This window comes from Nocardiopsis sp. NPDC006832 (assembly GCF_040635885.1).
Taxonomy (GTDB): domain Bacteria; phylum Actinomycetota; class Actinomycetes; order Streptosporangiales; family Streptosporangiaceae; genus Nocardiopsis.
In genome coordinates this window covers 20,820-39,173 of record NZ_JBEYLC010000055.1, presented here as the reverse complement: position 1 = coordinate 39,173, position 18,354 = coordinate 20,820, and the positions used below count along the sequence as shown (strand labels likewise).

Here is an 18,354-nt window from a genome sequence, read left to right as displayed (position 1 = left end):
GGTCCGGCTCGGGGCGTGCGGCACCCGGTGGCATGGAACCCAACCGGAAGGCGGCGCGCACCTCGGGTCCGGTGTCATGGTCCAGGGCGAGGTCGCCGAACGGCGCCCGCCCCTCCCCGCCCCGAACACTCGGTCCGTTAGCCGGTAGCGGCGTCTACCGGGCGGACCTCAGGGCTCTGAGTCGTCGGTACGAAGTGCGGCCAGGTCGGAGTTCCACACTCGGCCGCGTGGAGCGCCGCACGGACGTTCACGGAGAACAACCGGATGGCGTCCTCCAGACTGTCCGCACCAACCCCCATCGTCACGCAGAGGCTTCGTTGGGTCAGGCTGCCGACCACGTCGGGATCGATGATGCCCGGGTCGCATTCCTGTAGGTTGTCGAGCTCGTCGATGAAACGGTCGGTGAAGGTGTCGAAGTCGTCGTCGGTGGTGACGCCGTTCCTGCTCTCGAACGCCAGGTCGACCGCCAAGTGGTGCGTGATCACCGTTCCTGTTCCTCCCAGCACGTGGCCCGTCGCAATTGCCCGAGGAGATCTTTGAGGTAGTTCGCCCCCGAAGGCGAGAGCTTAACGGTCTTGAAGTGCTTCTTCTCGCAGGGGCAGTACATCTTGTAGTACTTCTTCCTGCGTTCGACACGCCATCCTCTGTCCTCTGCGCCCTTGAGCACCGGTTCCAGATCCTTGTCGGGGTGGCGTGGTCGAACCATGCGGTGTCCCAGCTGTTCGGTATGTACGAGTGCGACGCTTGGTTCGGAACCAAGGGTAGGTCAGAGCGTACGGCGCCAGGAAGCGGCACGGGGGAGGTTCGCGGGTTTCTCCGCCTGAAACGGTGAAGGGGGCGGGCGCCGTTCGGCGCCCGCCCCCTTCGTGGTCTCCGGGATCAGACCTCGGTGACGGCCTGCTCGTACTCCAGGCGCGGCAGGCGGTCGAACCAGGCGTCCGGACCGGGCTTACCGATGTTCATCACGACGATCGGCTGCCGGCTGGAGTCCTCGCCGAAGAACTCCTTGCGGATGCCATCGGCGTCGAAACCGGTCATCGGGCCGGCGGCCAGACCCGCGGCGCGAACGCCGATGATCAGGTAGGCGACCTGCAGGAGGGCGTTCTGCGAGGCCATGGACTCGCGGGCCTCGACCGGCATGCCGGCGAAGTTTTCACGGGCGTCCGGGGCGACGGGGAAGGTGGTGGGGAAGTGCTCGTGGAAGTCGCTGTCGGCGGACAGGATCAGCGCCAGCGGGGCCGTGGAGGTCTTGGGGGCGTTGTTGCCGGCCATGTGCTGGACGAGGCGTTCGCGGGCCTCGGGGGAACGCACCGCGGTGACCCGCAGCGGCTGGTTGTTCATCGCCGTGGGACCGAACTTGACCAGGTCGTAGATCACTCGCAGCTGTTCGTCGGTCACCGGTTCGTCGGTGAAGGAGTTGGCGGTGCGAGCGCTGTGGAACAGGAGGTCCTGTGCCTTCTTGTCGAGGACCAGCGTGTCAGTCATAGTCGAAACCTCGGTTGTGCTTCTTCGGGGTCAGAGAAGCCCGCCTGTGGCGGACACGAGGCACAACCTTGTTGACTGGGAAGATATTTCTAGATTATATGATTTGTGAGTTCATTCACTGAGCGCACTGCGCGGTCTGTCCCGCGGCGGTGGCACCTTGCCCGGGACGACCGGGACCCTTGGCGGGGAGGGCAGATCGGGGAGTGGCGCCGGCGGAGTCTCCGGGCTCTGCCTAGGGCGTACCGTACCGCCGGCCTGGGCGACCCATTCCTCCAGCTGCTTGACGAACACTCGCGCCTGGACCGGCCAGTGGTAGGAGGTCCGCGCGATCCGGTGACCGGTGCTCGCCAGATCCCGGCGCAGTTCCTCGTTGTCGCGCAGCTCCAGTACGGCCCGGGCGGCGGCGTCGCCGTCGTTGAACGGGACGACGAGCCCGGAGCGCCCCTCCGGACGCCGACTGACCAGGGCCTCGGCCATCGGGTTCGGGCTGGTCACCACCGGCAGGCCGTGGGCCATGTACTCCACGACCTTGGTCGGCAGTGAATGCCGGTAGTTGTCGGTGTCGTGCAGCAGGCTGATCCCGGCCAGGGCGCCGGCCGCCATTCGCAGGGCCCGGTCATTGGGCACGAACCCGTACCAGTGCAGGGCGTCCTCCTGGTGGGCCTCGCGCAGCAGGGGACGCACCTCGGCGTCGGCGTTGCCGATCACCTCCAGGCGCACCCCGTGGTCGCGCAACCGCCGACCCATGCGAACCATCTCGCGGGCGCCTCGCGCCATGGAGACGTGCCCCAGGTAGACGACGCGGTCGTCACCGGCGGGTCTGAGCGGGGCGTCCGGCACGTCCGTGGTGTTCGGAACGACCGGGTGGTCACCGCGGAACCGGGAACGGTAGCCCTCCTCGGCCAGGAGCAGCCGCAGTCGACGTTCGGCGCCACGTTCGAAGCCGCGCACGACCCGACCGAGCGGACGGCGCAGCGGCCCCGGCACCCACGGCTTGGTGAGCAGCGCCGCCGGGGTGTCCTCGTGCACGTCCCACACCGTGACCGGCGGCCGCTTCGATTTCGAGGGCAGCGCGAGCAGGAGTTCGGGATCGTGGAAGAGCAGAAGGTCGGCCTCGGGCGCCAACCTGGTCAGGGCGGCCCGGGCGGCCCGCAGGGAGGGCAGGCGGTCGCGCCCTTGGGCGCGCGGCACGTCCACCGAACGGACCTGGTCCCACGGCGTCACCCCGCACTCTCGAAAGGGGGCGACGTAGGTGACGGTGTGCCCTGCCTCGACGAGCGCCCGGATCTGGCGGTGCAGGATCCTGGCGTCCTCGGGGTGGTGCACAATCGTCGCCACGAGTGCGTGCATGAAGATCACCTACGTGTGTCACCGGTTGGCTCCGACTACAGCGATGATCCGCCGTTACCAGGCGGGAACCGCTGCACGACACGGTATTCACCTGGAGAAACACGCCGAGGACGGTCGGATGGACACCCGGCGTGCGCCGGGTGAACCTTCGGTCGGTCGTCGGTGAACGCACGAAGGCACGCCGTCGAACGCCGTGGGGCGTCCGTCCGGCGTGCCTAGGTGGCAGGGCCGATCACAGGACCTGGAGGCCCTCCCGCTGTACTTTGCGGCGAGCCTGTGCCGGAACCTCGGATCCGGTGGTCGTGGGCTCGTCGGTCTCCGACCGGCGCAACACTCCGCGGGTGTCGAGCAGCAGGCGCGCGTACTCTTCCAAGAGCTTGGGGCGGTAGTCGCTGTGGTCGGTGAGCAGGATGGTCAGATCCGCGTCGGCCATGGCCTGTTCCAGGTCGGTGGAACGGGGGATGTCCACCCCGTCCACCTGCCAGGACTCCACGTACGGGTCGTGGTAGGTCAACGTGGCGCCCTTGGCGGCGAGCTTGCGCGCCGCCGGACGGGCCGGCGATTCGCGCTGGTCCGCGATGTCGGCCTTGTACGTCACTCCGAGGAGCAGAACCTTGGAACGGGACAGCGCCAGCCCGGAGTCGTTCAGCAACTCCTGGGCGCGCTGCATGACGTAGGCCGGCATGCGGCTGTTGATCTCCTGGGCCAACTCGACGAACCGGAACGGGTAGCCGAGGGTCTTGACCTTGTAGGAGAGGTAGTTCGGGTCGATGGGGATGCAGTGACCGCCCACACCCGGACCGGGGTAGAACGCCTGGAAGCCGAACGGCTTGGTCGACGCGGCGGCGATGGAGTCCCACAGGTCCACGCCCAGCTCCTGGCAGAAGATGGCCATCTCGTTGACCAGGGCGATGTTGACGTGTCGGTAGGTGTTCTCCAGCAGCTTGGCCATCTCGGCCTCACGGGTGCCGCGGGCCCGGACCACCTGGTGCACGAACCGGCCGTAGAACTCCGCGGCCGCCTCCCCGCACTCCTCGGTGAGTCCGCCGACGACCTTGGGCGTGTTGGTCACGCCGAAGGTCGGGTTGCCCGGGTCGATGCGCTCGGGGGAGAAGGCCAGGTGGAAGTCGGCCCCGGCCACCAGGCCGGACTCCTCCAGGAGCGGACGGACGACCTCGTCGGTCGTGCCCGGGTAGGTGGTGGACTCCAGGATCACCACGGTCCCCGGTGAGAGCCGGTCCGCGATGGCCTTGGACGCGGCGGTGACCGCACCCAGGTCGGGGCCGCCCTCGGGGGACAGCGGAGTGGGGACACAGATGACGATGGTGCGCGCCGTCGCCAGGCACGCCGGGTCGGTGGTCGCGCTGAACCCCTGGTCCAGCATGGCGCGGACGTCGTCCGGCGTCAGGTCGTCGATGTGTGAGTCGCCCTGGTTGAGGGCGTCGACGACCTGGGTGTTGACGTCGAGTCCGGTGACCTTCACTCCGGCGGACGCGGCTGCGGCTGCCAGGGGCAGACCGACGTAGCCGAGACCGAGGACGACGAGATCGACCGATCCGGTGCTCTGCTCGGGGACATTGGCCGGGTTAGAGGCTGCGGCATCCACTTCGTGGTCACACTCGCATTCATTTCGTGAACGGGCGCAAATGTTCGAGGACTGCCATTTCAGAGTGCAGGACGTCTGAGTGTAGGCACGCGTTGTCCATGATTACGGGTTCTGGCCTGGTTCGGACATTTTCCCAATGAGAACCCGATACGCCTGGTTGTAGCGGTGTACGGCCTGGGCCCATGTGCGGTCGACTCCGACACGCTCCTGACCTGCTCGACCGTAGGAGGTCCGCTTTCGCCGACTGTAAGCGAGATTGGCGACCACATCAGCTAGACGTGCCGAATCGCCCGCCGGAATTAACTCTCCTGTCACCCCTGGTTCCACAATCTCCCTAAGAGCAGGAAGATCACTGGCAACGACCGGAAGTCCGCCGGCCATGGCCTCCACGGGTTTCAACGGCGTCACCAGACGGCACACCCGTTCATCACGACGGGGCACTACGAACACGTCCAGTGCCGCGTGATGGTGACGTACCCGGTCGGCGGGGACGCGTCCGGTGAAGTGCACCGCTCCGTCCAGCCCGGACCGTTCGGCCCGTGCCCGCAAGGCGGGCAGTTCCGGCCCGTCGCCGACGATCAGGGCGTGGACCGGTTCCCCGCGTTCACGCAGCAGCGAGACCGCGTCCAACAGCACGTCCAGTCCCTCGTAGCCGAAGCAACTGGTGGTGGTGCCCACCACGAACTCCTCCTGTCCGATGCCCAGGTCCTTGCGGACCTCCTCGCCCGAGGGCAGTGGTTCCAGGAACGAGACGTCCACGGCGTTGGGCACGACCAACAGGCGTTCACGGGGCACCCCGCGGGCCTCGATGTCGGCGCGCATCGCCTCCCCGAGCGTCACGACCAGGTCGGCGGCGAGCATGCACTCGGTCTCCGCGGCGCGTTCCGCCCGGTAGAAGGCGTCGTCCACGCTTCGGGAGGGGTCCCGTGACAGCCAGGACTCCTCCAGGAAGCCCCGCACCTCGTAGACCACGGGCAGGTCGTATCTACGCCCGAGTTCCAGGGCCAGTCGGGCGTTGTGGTGGTTGCTCGCCGCGTGCAGCACGTCCGGCCGCAGCGTCTCCACCAATTCGGACCCCATTCGCAACCCGACCTGGAATTCCTGGTCGTGGTCGGCGGGGGCCTTCCACGGCAGGAGCCGGTGGTAGAAGATGCCGTCGACCTCCACGAGCGTGCGCGGGTCCGGCACCCCCTTGGTGAGCGGGTACCCGGCACGGGAGACCACGTGCACGTCCATGCCCGCCTCACGCTGGGCGACCGCGATGCGGTGCGTGCGCTGGGTGTAGCCGGCGTTGGTGTGCGGAAGCGCGTTGGTGACCAGGTGTAGAACTCGCGGTACCGAGTCCGTCGCCGTCGGTCGCCGAGCGTTCACCGTGTCGTCAGGCCGCGTTGGCGCACCGCGGGTTAACGTGAAGCCGTGACGGTCAGGGGAAACGGACAACGACTCGGGAACAGCGCGTCCCGTGGCCAGGGCCGTCCGGTACTCGGCGGCGCTGCGATGCCGACCCGGCGGGATCTGTTCGACCAGTTCACGAGCGGTATCCGCGTCCCCGGCGGCCAGGGCCGCCGACACCAGGCGGCCCACCCCGGCAGGGGATGTGCGCCGGGACGCGGTCAGCAACACCTCACGTGCCTCCTCGCGCCGACCCTGGTCCCACAGGGCGTAGGCGCGCGGAAGGGCACCGGAACGCCTGGCCAAGGCACGCGCCGATCCGCGCAGCGGACCGGGCATCAGTCTGGCGGCCAACAACGGCAGCCGGGCGGGTTCGTCCCGCAGGTGACGCCAGGCCAAGGTGGCGGTGAAGGTCACCGCACGCGGCCACAAGGTACGTGGACGCGGCGGTCGGGGTTCGGGAGTCCGGATGTCTTGCACGGTCAGTCACACAACCACGTGGACGTGACCAAGTGGTGACACCACGGCGTCGCGTTCGGGACGGGCCGGACAAGGAAGCCCGTCGATCCGATCGAACACCCCGCACCCCCCGGATGTCGGGGGCCGAACCTCCCATCCCATCAACGCGAGAACCGAAGGAAACACCAGTGGCAACGAGCGCCCCCCCAGGTAGTCCGGACACCGCGATCGCACACGTGGTCGGCGCCCGCCCCAACTTCGTCAAGGCCGCGCCCGTGGTCTCCGCCCTACGTGACCGGGGCGCCCACCAGCGGGTCGTGCACACCGGACAGCACTACGACGACCGCATGTCCGCGGTCTTCTTCCGTGACCTCGGACTGCCCACCCCCGACGTCGACCTCGGCGTCGGCTCGGGGTCCCACGCCGCCCAGACCGCCGCCCTCATGGTCGGCCTGGAACGTGAGTTCACCGAGAACACCCCCGGCATGGTGGTGGTCTACGGCGACGTCAACTCCACCGTCGCCGCCGCGTTGGTCGCGGCCAAGCTCGGTGTCCCGGTCGCGCACGTCGAAGCGGGCCTGCGCTCCTTCGACAACACGATGCCCGAGGAGATCAACCGCCGGGTCACCGACCAGATCAGCGACCTGTGCTTCGCGACCAGCCCCGAGGCCATCGGCCACCTCGCCGCCGAGGGCGTGTCCCCGGACCGGGTCCACCTCGTCGGCAACCCGATGATCGACACCCTCTTGGGCAACCTCGACCGGTTCGACGCCCAGGCCCTGCGCACCCGCCTCGACCTTCCCGAGCGCTACGTGGCGGCCACCCTGCACCGGCCCGCCAACGTCGACGACCCCGACAACGTCGCCCGTCTCACCGCGCGACTGCACGAGGTCGCCGAGCTCGCCGACGTCGTCATGCCCGTGCACCCGCGCGGCAAGGCGGCCTTCGACCGGGCGGGTCTGGGCGACCACCCGCGCGTGCGCCTGCTCGAACCGCTCGGCTACCTCGACTTCGTCGCGCTCACCCGCGGCGCCGCCGCCGTCGTCACCGACTCCGGCGGGGTCCAGGAGGAGACCACGATCCTCGGTGTTCCCTGCCTGACCCTGCGCCCCAACACCGAACGTCCGGTCACCATCACGCACGGGACCAACCAGCTCGTCACCGAGTCCGACCTGGTCACCAGCCTCGACAAGGTCCTCGACGGACGAGTCGACGAACGTCTCGGTGACACTCCGCCGTTGTGGGATGGTCGTTCCGGTGAACGCATCGCCTCCGTCCTCACCAGGTGGTCGAGGTGACGACACCGATGAGCCCGCCATGCGGAGGCGCCGCCCGGCGCCCCACTCGCACCCGTCCCGGCACACGTCGGACCGCACACCCGCCGACCCCGGACGCCACAGGCACGGGGGACCGTGGAACCGCCAGACCCGAGTACAAGGTGGCAGACCGTGAAACGGCGTGAACAGAGCCAGACCGAACAACTTCGGCAAGCCCTGGCCGAGCGTGAGGCCCAGCTCCAGGAGGCGCAGGTCCGCCTCGCCGCCCTGGAGGGATCGACCTCGCTGCAAGTGGGTCGTGCGCTCACCGCCGCGGCCAAGCGTCCGGGACGTTCCCTGGTACGGCTGCCCCGGGACCTCTACCGGCTCTGGCGGCACAGCGGTAACACCAACCACATCCAACGCCGTCGGACCGAACCCGTCCGCTCCTTCGACGCCGACCGCCAAGAGGCCCGGCTCCTCACCGGCCTGAGCGGTGGCACCGCCGACCAACTGGTCGCCGCCACCGTCGTGGGCCCCGCCGTGCAGACCGCGATCGACCCCTACCTGCGTTCGGTCGCCCTGCGCCCGCACGACGCCCAGATCGTCATGGACGCCGTGGACGTGGACCTGCTCCTGGTGTCGGCCTCGGCCGCCGCCCCCGGGTCGCCCTGGGCGCACGTGGGCGACCCCGCCGTGGTGGACCGCACCCGTGCCCTGCACTGGGTCATGGAGTCCGCGGCCTCCCGAGGGATCCCCACGGTCCTGCTCGACGACGCGCCCGCGCCGCCGGCCCTGCGCCGACTCGGGTTCGACCGCGTCCACAAGGGCGACGCCGGGGTACCCCTGCACGTGTTCAATCCGGTCGCCGCCGAACTCGCCCTCGGCCCGGAGGCCGTCTACGTCCGAACCGGGGTCGACACCCCGGTCCCCGACGTACTGCTCGAACTCGGGGTGGGAGTGGTCGACGTCGACTCGCCCGACCTGGCGGACGCCCTCCGCGCGGCCACCGTCGCCGTCATCCCGGAGAACACCCCGGGCGAGGCCGGCCTGCGCCGCCGGGCCTGGGCCTGCGGCACCCGGGTGGTCGCACACCCGGCCGTGCCCGTACCGGGCGGCGAGGATCTCACCGTCAGCGTGCCACGACTGCGCGCGTTGGCCCCCACCCAGCGCGAAATCCGCACCATGCTCCGCCAGGTGTTCCTCGACGACGCCACCCCGGTCCGTCTGTCCACCCTCCTGGAGGGCCTGGAACCGACGACCACCGTTCCGGGCGTCGAGCTTCCGCTCAGCGGGCGCGGCGTGGCCGTCCTCGCCGACCCGGACGGCGAGGAGCAGGCCGATCGGCTCGCCGAGGACCTGCTCTCCTCCCGCCTGCGTCCGGCCGAGGTCGTCGTCCCCGACACCTCCGCCCGACTGCCCGGCCTGCGCCGCCTGCGCTCGGAGGGCGTCACCGTGCGCACGGTGCGCCTCGGCGCCCCCGACACCCCGGCCGAGCTCACCCGGGACGACAACGACGCCGCCCCCGGCGGGCTCACGCCCCGACAGTGGGCGGACCTGGCCGAACGGGCCACCGTGCCCTGGGCCCTCATGTGGACCGGGCCGACCGGACGCAACCGTCTGGTCGACCTCGCCTGCGCCGCCGAATGCTCCGGCGCCGACGCGGTCGGGACCCCGCGCGAGACCGCGGAGGAGACCGACCCCACGGTCATCGGAACCGGTGAACGCGGGTTCTTCGACCGTGCCGCCGGGGCCGGACAATACGTGTACGTCACCGACATCGACCCCGAACTGGCCCGTACCGAGCTGCTGAGGCGGGCCTGGGGGCCTCGGGAGTGGAACCGGCGTGGCAGCCGACTCCTGGCCCTGGGACCCGACCACGGCACCGGGACCGACAGCGGTGGCGAGGACCCGACCCACGCCGACGCCTCCACCGGCGCCCTCGGGTGAAACCCGCGCAACGCCGGCCACATCAGCATCCGAAGGGAAGAACGTGAGCACAGCTCCTCCGCGCGCACTCTTGTACGGCGACGTGGACCTGAACATCATCGACGGTTCGGCGATCTGGGCGCAGTCGATGGCCCAGGCCCTGGCCGCCGCAGGCTGTGAGGTCACCGTGCTGTTGAAGGCGCCGGTGCGCACCGATCGGCTCACCGCGCCCCTGCAGGAGACCGACGGGATCAAGCTGGTCCGCCCCTACGAGGACCGCATGCTCTCCGACCTGGGTCCCCGGGGGCTCACCCCGGAGCAGGCCGTGGAGCTCATGGGGCGTATGCACGGGCGCAGGGCCTTCGACCTGGTGGTCGTACGCGGGCGTCGCCTGGCGGGGCTGGCCGCCCAGGAGGAGTCCCTGAGCGGACGACTGTGGACCTACCTCACCGACTTCCCGCACAGTGTCGACGAGCTCACCGCCACCGCCACCGCCGAGCTCACCGAGATCGCGCTGGCCTCCCGGTTCGTGCTCTGCCAGACCGAGGAACTGCGCGCGTTCCTGGAATCGACGGTGCCCGCCGCGTGCGGACGCTCGGTGCTCTTTCCCCCCGTCGTCGTCGTGCCACAGGACGTCGCCGCGGAGGGCCAGGTGCACGCCCGCGCCCGACTCGCCTACACCGGCAAGTTCGCCCCGCGCTGGAACACCCTGGAGATGACCGGCCTGCCCGAGGAGCTCAACCGGATGGGGGTGGACGCCGAACTGGTGATGATCGGCGACAAGATCCACGCCGAACCCGCCGACTGGGCCAAACGCATGCGCAAGGCCCTGGAGAGCACCCCGAACGTCGACTGGCGCGGCGGTATGGCCCGCGCCGACGCGCTGCGCCAGTCGGCCGAGTGCGACTTCGGCCTGTCCTGGCGCGACCCCGACATGGACGCCAGCCTGGAGCTGTCCACCAAGGTCCTGGAGCTGGGGGCGCTGGGCCTGCCGGTGGTCCTCAACCGCACGCCCATGCACGAGGCGTTGCTCGGTGTCGACTACCCCCTCTTCGCCGGTGAGGACTCCGGGTCGGTGGCCACGGTCATCGCCCGCGCCTACCACGACCGGGCCGTGTACGCCCTGGCCGCCGAGCGCTGCCGTGCGGCGGCGGCCGACCATGCCCTGGAACGGGCCTCCGAGCGTCTGCGCGGCTACCTGGCCGAGGCACTGCCGGCGGCCCCGGAGGGCACCGACCCCGAACGACCGCTCAAGGTGGTCATCGCCGGGCACGACCTCAAGTTCTTCACCCGCCTCGCCGAGTACCTGGACTCCCTCCCGGGTCTGGACGTGCGCATCGACGAGTGGGAGGGGCTGAGCACCCACGACCAGTACCGGTCCCGGGAGCTCGCGTCCTGGGCGGACGTGGTCATCTGCGAGTGGTGCGGACCCAACGCCCTGTTCTACGCCAAGTGGAAGCGCCCCGACCAGCGTCTCATCGTCCGCCTGCACCGCTTCGAGCTGTACGCGGAGTGGCCGCGCCGCCTGGACGTGTCCAAGGTCGACGCGGTGGTGTGCGTCAGCCCCCACTACGCCGACCTGACCCGGGAGATCACCGGCTGGCCCCACGACAAGGTGGTGGTCCTGCCCAACTGGGTGGATGATCGGCAGCTCGACCGACCCAAGCTGGCCGGCGCCGAGTACTCGCTGGGGATGATCGGCATCGCGCCCTCCCGTAAGCGCCTGGACCGTGGCCTGGACGTGCTGTCGGAGCTGCGCCGCATGGACCCCCGCTACACGTTGTCGGTCAAGACCAAGCAGCCGTGGGACTACTGGTGGATCTGGAACCGGCCGGAGGAACGCGCCTACTTCGAGAAGGTGTATCGGCGGATCCAGCGTGACGAACGGCTCGCCGGTGGCGTGATCTTCGACGGGTTCGGCCCGGACGTGGCCACCTGGCTGCGCCGGATCGGGTTCGTGCTCTCCACCAGCGACGATGAGTCGTTCCACCTCGCGCCCGCCGAGTGCGCGGCCTCCGGGGGGATCCCCGCCCTGCTGCCGTGGCCGGGCTCGGACACCATCTACGATCCGCACTGGATCCACGACGACGCGGTCACGATGGCCGAGGCCATCCACGCCACCGTCTCCCGAGGCGGGTTCACCGAGGAGAGCGAACGGGCCCGGTCCGAGATCACCTCGGTGTACGGCCTGGAGCGCGTGCGTTCCCTGTGGAGCGATCTGGTCGTCAGCGGCCGGGTCCCCGAACCCACACCCTCCGACGTCGCCGTGGCGGGTCGGTGAACCACCGAACCACCTAGACGGGGCCGGTCATCTTCGACAGGCCCCCGGCGCCGGAGGGCAGGAACAGCGCGAAGGTGGTCGGCTTGGTCTGCACCAGTTCGATGCGGGCGCCCTCGGACTCGGCTATGTGCCGGGCCAGGGCCAGCCCCAGCCCGGTGCCGCCGCCTCCGCTGATCTCGCGTTCGAAGATGCGTCCGGACAGGTGCTCGGGGACGCCCTCGCCCTCGTCGCTGACCTCCACCCGGACGGACTGCCCGGTGTCGAGGCGGCGGATGGTCACCGTTCCCGCGCCGTGTTTGTAGGCGTTCTCCACCAGGGTCGCGAGGATCTGTGCGAAGTCGGTGGGGACGGTCATGCCCGTCAGTCCGGAGACACCGGTCACCAGGAGCTTGCGATTCTCCTGTTGGAACACCGGTGACCACTCGGCTTGGAGGCGATTGAGGACCGGGTCGAGCGCGACCGCCTCGACCTCCGAGTTCTGGCTCTTTCGAGCCCGGCCGAGCAGGCTCTCGACGGTCTCGGTGAGCCGTTCGGCCTGGGCCAGGGCCGCCTCGCCCTCCTCCCGGACCACGCCCGGGTCGTTCGCCTCGGCGATGATCTCCTCCAACCGCATGGTGAGCGCCGTCAACGGCGTGCGCAGCTGGTGGGAGGCGTCGGTCGCGAAGTGGCGTTCGGTGGCGATCAGACCCGCGATGCGTTCGGCGCTGCGGTCCAACACCTCGGCGACACGGTCCGCCTCGGGGATGCCATAGCGGTGCCCCCACGGGGTGGTGACCCCCGAGCCGAGTCGTTCGGCGGTGGCCGCCAGGTCGACCAGCGGCAGCGTGAGTCTGCGCGCCTGGAACATGGAGAGCCCGACCGCGACCCCGATGGCCAGCAGGGATAGTGAGGCGATCCCGAGCCAGGCCCGGATCACGCTCTCCTGTAGGGCCTCCGAACCGGACCACACCTCGACGGTGGTGCCGAGTTCGGTGGTCGCCGCCGCTCGGATCAGCCCCGGCGAGTCGACGGACGTCGGGTCGAGTTCCGGGTTGCCCGCGGTCAGGACGGTCTCACCGCTGTCGTCGGTGATCCGGATGAAGCGGCCCGGATGCTCCTGGTCGAACTCGGCGAGATCGATCTCGCCGTCGCGTTCGATCATGGCGTCGCTCTCGAAACCGATCAGCTCCGCCTCGCCTTCGAGCTGTCGGGCGCTCTCGTCGTGCACCAGTTTGAAGGTGAGAGCGCCCAGGGGCAGTCCGAGCAGCATGACCGCGATGACGGTCACCACCAGGGTGGAGAAGACCATCCGTCTGCGCATGTCACCTCACGTCCGTCCGACCCTGGAGAGGGCGACCGAGGAGCGTGTCGAAGCCAAGACCCCGTTAGTCTCGTTCGAATCGGAAGCCGACGCCCCTGACGGTCGTGATGTAGGACGGTTGGTTGGCGTCGTCGCCGAGTTTGCGGCGCAGCCACGATATGTGCATGTCGAGGGTCTTGGTCGACCCCCACCAGTTCGTGTCCCACACCTCACGCATTATCTGTTCCCTGGTCACCACCTTGCCGGCATCACGGACCAGGACGCGAAGCAGGTCGAATTCCTTGGTGGTGAGTTGGAGCTCGCGGTCGCCGAGCCAGGCGCGGCGGGAGTCGTTGTCGATGCGGACTCCGTGTACGACGGGCACCTCGGCGCCACCACGGCGCAGTAGGGCACGCACGCGTGCGAGGAGTTCGGCGAGTCGGAAGGGTTTGGTGACGTAGTCGTCGGCCCCGGCGTCGAGACCGACGACGGTGTCGACCTCGTCGGCTCGGGCGGTCAGGATCAGGATGGGCGTTCCGTGGCCTTCGGCGCGGAGCCGACGTGCCACCTCTAGGCCGTCCATTTCGGGCAGACCGAGATCCAGGACCATGAGGTCGATGTCTCCGGCACGGGCGCGGTCGAGTGTCTCGACGCCGTTGACGGTCACGTCCACCGTATAGCCCTCGCGACGAAGTGCGCGGGCGAGAGGCTCGGAGATCGAGACATCGTCTTCGGCCAGCAAAACGCAGGTCATGGTGCCGATGGTAGGACCCGGGTGGCGCATTTCCCTATTATGCGCGCCGGATGCCCCAAGGTTGGTTGAAAATACGCTAATCACATAACGGTCAAATGGGGGCAAGTGGCCACCACTGGCCTTTTCTTTGCACGTTCTTGATGGAACTGGGAAGGTTGTCCCGGAGGGTACGAAGTGTCACCTTCTTGTTTTCGCGAACGCAGAGGAGTCCGGTAGTGAACCCCCACCCCGATTCCCCCCAAGGAGGGGAGGATTTTCCCTACCCGGGGCAATTCCGCCCCCAAGGGTCGTGGCAGGGGGCGCCGTCTCCGCAGGGGCGCTACGGAGGCGGGCTGCTCGCGGTGCTCACCGTCATCGCGATCCTGGCCGGGGCCTCGACCCTGGGCGGCACGCTCGCGATCGCGGGCGCGTTCACCGACCGGGTCGCCGCCGCCGGTGCGCCCGACCCCACCCCGACCGCGGTGGAGAGCGACCCGGAGCCCTCGGTCGCACCCACCCACGAACCGAGCCCCACCCCCGAACCCACCGAGGCGTCGACGGAAGAGCCTTCCGAGGGCGCGGACGCCGCGCTCTGGGACATGACGGCCGAGGAGGTGGTGACGGAACTACGGGAACGGCACGACGACCTCACCGACGGGCTGGACGTCAGTGACGAGCTATGCGTCTCCGAGGAGGAGGACGACCTCTTCGTCTGCACCATGGCGGTGGAGACCAACCTCGTCCGGGTCATCTCCTACGAGAACTCCCTCGTCGCCACGACCGTCGTCCTGGGCCTGCGGAACCAGGAGGAGGTAGAGGACGCGGAGGGCGCCGACATGGCGGTGGACTTCCGAAGCGCCTGCCACATCGTGCTCATCTGGTTCGAGCGCGGTGGCATGGAGGAATCCGATCGTGGTGCGATGACCGATGACGTCGAGGGCATCGTCGGCTGCTGACGACGCCGCATTCGTGTCCATGTGTCACGCACTCGTCACTTTCGGTGATAATGAGCCGGAGGTGGTGGTCTCGGGTCCCCGCGGATCGGGCCCCATCGGGTATATCCGCGCGGCCCCGGCGGTTCCGGGGCCGGGACACGAGGAGCGATCGATGGCACGGCGAACCACCTGGTGGCCGGGGCGGTCCGGAGCGGTGGCGTTGGGGCTGACCACGGCGCTCACCCTGGCGGCGGCCCCCGTCTCCGCGGCCCCCGGGCCCTCGGAGCTCGTGAACGACCACTCGCACCGCCACCACTACTCCACCTGGCGGGACGCGCACAGCTATCGGTCACCGGAGAACCGCTACCCGTCGGGCGGGCTGCTGTGGACCGGCCGACACGCCTTCTTCTGCCAGACCGAGGGACAGGCCCACTCCGACGGCGAGGGCGGCTACTCGACCTGGTGGGCGCTGACCGACGACCAGACCGGCAACCGGGACGTCTACGTCAGCGCCACCGCGTTCCGGGTCGCCGAGCCGTGGCGGCCCATCGAGGGCCTGCCCCGCTGCTGATGACGAGGTGCGGCCCCGCCCGGAACGCGTTCCGAGCGGGGCCGCACCTCGTCATGGCGGGGAGGGTCAGGCGTCGATCTCCCCGGCGTCGGGGGTCGTGGCGCGCTTACGGCTGAGGTAGAGCGCACCGCCGCCGGCGCCCACCGCCACCAACGCGGCGATGATCAGACCGGTCAGGGCGCCGCCGGTGAGCGGCAGGGATCCCTTGTCGTCCTTACGGTCGCCGTCGGCACCGCCACCGCCACCGCCGCCGTCAGGACCCTCGCTCGGGTCGTCGGACGGGCTGGGGGAGGGGGACGGTCCGGCGTCGTCACCGTCCTCGTCATCGCCGTCGTCACCACCGCCGTTTCCGGGCGGGGTGGTGGCCTCGTCGCCGACCACGATCCGGCCGGAGCCGCCCTCGGGGTAGTCCGCCTCGGTGATCTCACCGGCCAGGGTGTCGGACACGAACAGCTCCAGGGCGCCCTGGTAGGTGGAGCCCACCACGGTGAAGTCGGCGCCGCGGAACGGGTACATGTCGCCACCGCGGGCGGAGAAGTCGTTGGTGGCGATGGTGATGGGGTCGCCGTCGACGACCTCGCCGTCCTCGACGAGCACGGTTCCGTCGTGCAGGACCGCGTCGCGCACCCGTTCGCCCTCGCCCAGCACCTCACCGTCCTCGTTCACCTCCTGCGCGGGCTGCTCGGGGTCGTAGGCGAAGTTGACCCCGCCGACCTGCATGAATCCGCCGTTGGAAGCCGGGGCCGCGGACACCCCGTGCTCCAGCAACTCCTTGACCTGGGCGCGAGGCACGTCCGGCACCACCGCGACCTGGTTGGCGAACGGGGCGATGGAGTAGGTGTCCAACGCGCTGATCGTCCCGGCCGGGATCAGCGACGCGTTGCGAATTCCGCCGCCGTTCTGGATACCGATCTGCGGTTCGGGGACCCCGTACTCCTCGGCGTTACGGGCTCCGGTGTCCATGAGGGAGTCCGCCAGCAGGTTGCCGAGGTTGGTCTCCCGGGTGCGAACACCCGGGTCCTGGCGGCCTTCGAGAGCGACCTCGCTCTGGGCGACGTCGGTCTCGGCGAGCTCGTCGACGTACTCGGAGACGGGCTTGGTGACCTGGGCGTCGACCTCGGCGTCCGGCTCCACGGAACCGTCGACCACGACCGGACCGGAACGGTCGCCGAGGGAGACGATGTCGCCGTCGGCGTCGAAGTTGATGACCAAGCGGCCCACGTACTTGTGGTTGGAACCCGCGGTGACGATCGGGACCTCGGCGCCCTCGGGGTTCCGCGCGACCAGCGGGTAGGAGAGGGGCTCACCGGTACCGGGGTGGACGGTGACCTCGTCGTCCGGGACCAGCGCGTCGCCCTCGTTGGCCATCACCTCGTGACCGCCACCGGCGACGATGGCGTCGACGCCGGTCAGCTCCTGCGCGACCCGCTCCTCGAAGGTGATGTTCTGCAGGTGGGAGATCATGATGATCTTGTCGACGCCCTCGCCGGAGAGCCGGTCGACCTCGCTCTGGACCGGGTCGACGACCTCGTCGACCACCACGTCGCGCGAACTGGTGATGGTGGCCAGGTCCGGGTAGAGCGCCCCGACGATGCCCACCCGCTCGCCCTCGACGTCGACCACGGTGCTCGGCGTGATCCGGCCGGCGGCCTCGTGCGCGGCGAGCGCGGGCTCGGCGGACACGTCCACGTTCGCGGCCACCACGGGGGTCGACTCGGGCAGCCCATCGATGAAGTCCGCGTACAGGTCCGGGCCGAAGTCGAACTCGTGGTTGCCCATGGAGACCGCGTCGTACTCGGCGTGGGAGGCGGCGATCGCGTCGTAGAAGGGAGCACCGTCTTCCTGGGAGGCCGCGAACTCCGGGCCGGGAAGGTACATGTCACCGGAGTTGACGGTGACCACGCCGCGGTTGTCGGCCTCGCCGTCCTCGGCCTCCTCGCCGGCGCCCTCGCTCGTCCGTAGTTCTCGCAGGAGCGTGGTGAAGCGCGCGGCCCCGCCGTAATCGGGGTCGGCGGGGGCGTTCAGCAGAGCCGACTCGGGGTCGTTGCCGTGCAGGAGGGTGAGGGTGAAGGCCGCGTCATCGGTGGTGTCCATGGGCGCGGAGGCACTGGCGGCGGGCGCGAAGGGTGCCACCAGCGCGCCGGTCAGGAGCAGTGCGCCGGATGCGCGCACGAGTCTGGACATGGCTTGTGTGACTCCTTAGGGGGAATCGGCGGGGGCGGAGTTCGTTCACCATAAAGGGGACGAGGGTGTGCGGGCATGGACGCCGGGGTTACGATTTGCAGAACCTCCTGAGTTTCCGGAGGTTCTCGACATCGAGGGATCGCCCTGGGTCACCATGGGCGGCCTTCGGCCGCCCTGGGTGACGCGTTCCGATTTCGTTGGTCGGCTACCGCGACCTTGCTCGTGGCCCTCGGGGTGAGGCCCCTCTACCATGGAGGGGAAAGTCGATCCCGATCACTTCCCTCGGAGGGCGTCCGTGTTTTCCTCTGGCCAGGACCCGTACGACCCGAGGCAGGGCGGGGTCCCGCCGCAGCACGGGATGCCGGACTTCAACGCCCACTTCGCGGCGCTGAGTCCCGACGCCCCCATGCCGAGGAAGGTGACCACCACCCGAACTTTGATGTTCATCGGTGGTGTGTCCGGCCTGCTGCTGGCCCTGCTCTTCCTCATGGGTCTGGGAGCGCCGGAGGAGGCGATGAACGAGGCCCTCGACCAGCAGTCCGCGTACTTCGCGGCCGAGGGCGTCGAGATGAACATCGACGCGGCCATGATGCGTTCGATGATGGTCGTGATGGCGCTGATCACCGGACTCTACGGCGCGCTCTCGGTGCTGTTGGGCGCGCGTATGCGCCGCCGCACCGTCGGGGTCTACTGGGGCACCGTGCTCTTCCAGGGGCTGGCCGGGCTCACCCTGGGCTGGGGCCTGTTCCACGGGGAGTTCCTCATGCTGGTTCCGCTGGGCTTCACCGTCTGGATGCTGAGCAACATGCTCTCCAAGGAGGGGCGCGCCTACTTCGGTCTGCTCTGAGGTCGGCCACCGCACGGAGGCTCGTGCGGCCTGGTGGTAGGAATACG

Annotated in this window: 15 protein-coding genes; 6 read left to right on the top strand and 9 right to left on the bottom strand. The window is 69.5% G+C overall.

Annotated elements, in window-relative coordinates:
- Window positions 1-137: 137 nt before the first annotated feature.
- The 6 genes from ABZ717_RS22420 to ABZ717_RS22395 form a co-directional block, all read right to left on the bottom strand.
- Window positions 138-485 carry a hypothetical protein gene (locus ABZ717_RS22420; protein WP_358513633.1) on the bottom strand — a complete coding sequence of 116 codons (348 nt, stop codon included), beginning with the start codon at window positions 483-485 and terminating at the stop codon, window positions 138-140.
- A complete protein-coding gene (locus ABZ717_RS22415; protein WP_358513631.1) occupies window positions 482-667 on the bottom strand; it encodes a hypothetical protein in 186 nt (61 codons plus the stop codon). The genes ABZ717_RS22420 and ABZ717_RS22415 overlap by 4 nt, the downstream gene beginning before the upstream one ends.
- A gap of 212 nt (window positions 668-879) precedes the next feature.
- Entirely contained in the window at window positions 880-1,485 is a 606-nt protein-coding gene (locus ABZ717_RS22410) for a malonic semialdehyde reductase (RefSeq protein WP_358513629.1), read from the bottom strand.
- 111 nt (window positions 1,486-1,596) lie between these two features.
- Window positions 1,597-2,835, bottom strand: a complete 1,239-nt coding sequence (locus tag ABZ717_RS22405; RefSeq protein ID WP_358513627.1) for a glycosyltransferase family 4 protein — start codon at window positions 2,833-2,835, stop codon at window positions 1,597-1,599.
- Between the two features lie 232 nt (window positions 2,836-3,067).
- On the bottom strand, window positions 3,068-4,441 hold the full coding sequence (locus ABZ717_RS22400) for a nucleotide sugar dehydrogenase (protein WP_358513625.1): 1,374 nt from the start codon (window positions 4,439-4,441) through the stop codon (window positions 3,068-3,070).
- Between the two features lie 102 nt (window positions 4,442-4,543).
- A complete protein-coding gene (locus tag ABZ717_RS22395; RefSeq protein WP_358513623.1) occupies window positions 4,544-6,250 on the bottom strand; it encodes a glycosyltransferase family 4 protein in 1,707 nt (568 codons plus the stop codon).
- Window positions 6,251-6,480: 230 nt separating this feature from the next.
- On the opposite strand from ABZ717_RS22395, the gene wecB reads away from it, so the two are divergent.
- The 3 genes from wecB (at window position 6,481) to ABZ717_RS22380 (ending at window position 11,758) form a co-directional block, all read left to right on the top strand.
- Complete coding sequence (gene wecB / locus ABZ717_RS22390; RefSeq protein ID WP_358513621.1) at window positions 6,481-7,590, top strand: UDP-N-acetylglucosamine 2-epimerase (non-hydrolyzing); 1,110 nt, start codon at window positions 6,481-6,483, stop codon at window positions 7,588-7,590.
- 150 nt (window positions 7,591-7,740) lie between these two features.
- Window positions 7,741-9,498, top strand: coding sequence for a hypothetical protein (locus ABZ717_RS22385; protein WP_358513619.1), 1,758 nt, complete (start codon window positions 7,741-7,743; stop codon window positions 9,496-9,498).
- A 70-nt stretch (window positions 9,499-9,568) separates the two neighbouring features.
- A complete protein-coding gene (locus tag ABZ717_RS22380; RefSeq protein WP_358513639.1) occupies window positions 9,569-11,758 on the top strand; it encodes a glycosyltransferase in 2,190 nt (729 codons plus the stop codon).
- A gap of 13 nt (window positions 11,759-11,771) precedes the next feature.
- Here the strand turns inward: ABZ717_RS22380 and ABZ717_RS22375 are convergent, their stop codons facing one another.
- Window positions 11,772-13,058 (bottom strand): HAMP domain-containing sensor histidine kinase, encoded by a 1,287-nt coding sequence (locus ABZ717_RS22375; protein WP_358513617.1) that lies wholly within the window; start codon window positions 13,056-13,058, stop codon window positions 11,772-11,774.
- Window positions 13,059-13,122: 64 nt separating this feature from the next.
- Complete coding sequence (locus ABZ717_RS22370) at window positions 13,123-13,791, bottom strand: response regulator transcription factor (protein WP_014911258.1); 669 nt, start codon at window positions 13,789-13,791, stop codon at window positions 13,123-13,125.
- A 215-nt stretch (window positions 13,792-14,006) separates the two neighbouring features.
- Between ABZ717_RS22370 and ABZ717_RS22365 the strand changes: the two genes are divergently transcribed.
- Together ABZ717_RS22365 and ABZ717_RS22360 are read left to right on the top strand one after the other, a co-directional pair.
- Entirely contained in the window at window positions 14,007-14,726 is a 720-nt protein-coding gene (locus ABZ717_RS22365) for a hypothetical protein (RefSeq protein WP_358513615.1), read from the top strand.
- A gap of 151 nt (window positions 14,727-14,877) precedes the next feature.
- Window positions 14,878-15,276 carry a hypothetical protein gene (locus ABZ717_RS22360; protein WP_358513613.1) on the top strand — a complete coding sequence of 133 codons (399 nt, stop codon included), beginning with the start codon at window positions 14,878-14,880 and terminating at the stop codon, window positions 15,274-15,276.
- 66 nt (window positions 15,277-15,342) lie between these two features.
- Here the strand turns inward: ABZ717_RS22360 and ABZ717_RS22355 are convergent, their stop codons facing one another.
- Window positions 15,343-17,460, bottom strand: a complete 2,118-nt coding sequence (locus ABZ717_RS22355) for a 5'-nucleotidase C-terminal domain-containing protein (RefSeq protein WP_358513611.1) — start codon at window positions 17,458-17,460, stop codon at window positions 15,343-15,345.
- A gap of 358 nt (window positions 17,461-17,818) precedes the next feature.
- Between ABZ717_RS22355 and ABZ717_RS22350 the strand changes: the two genes are divergently transcribed.
- Window positions 17,819-18,307, top strand: coding sequence for a hypothetical protein (locus ABZ717_RS22350; protein ID WP_358513609.1), 489 nt, complete (start codon window positions 17,819-17,821; stop codon window positions 18,305-18,307).
- Window positions 18,308-18,354 lie beyond the last annotated feature (47 nt).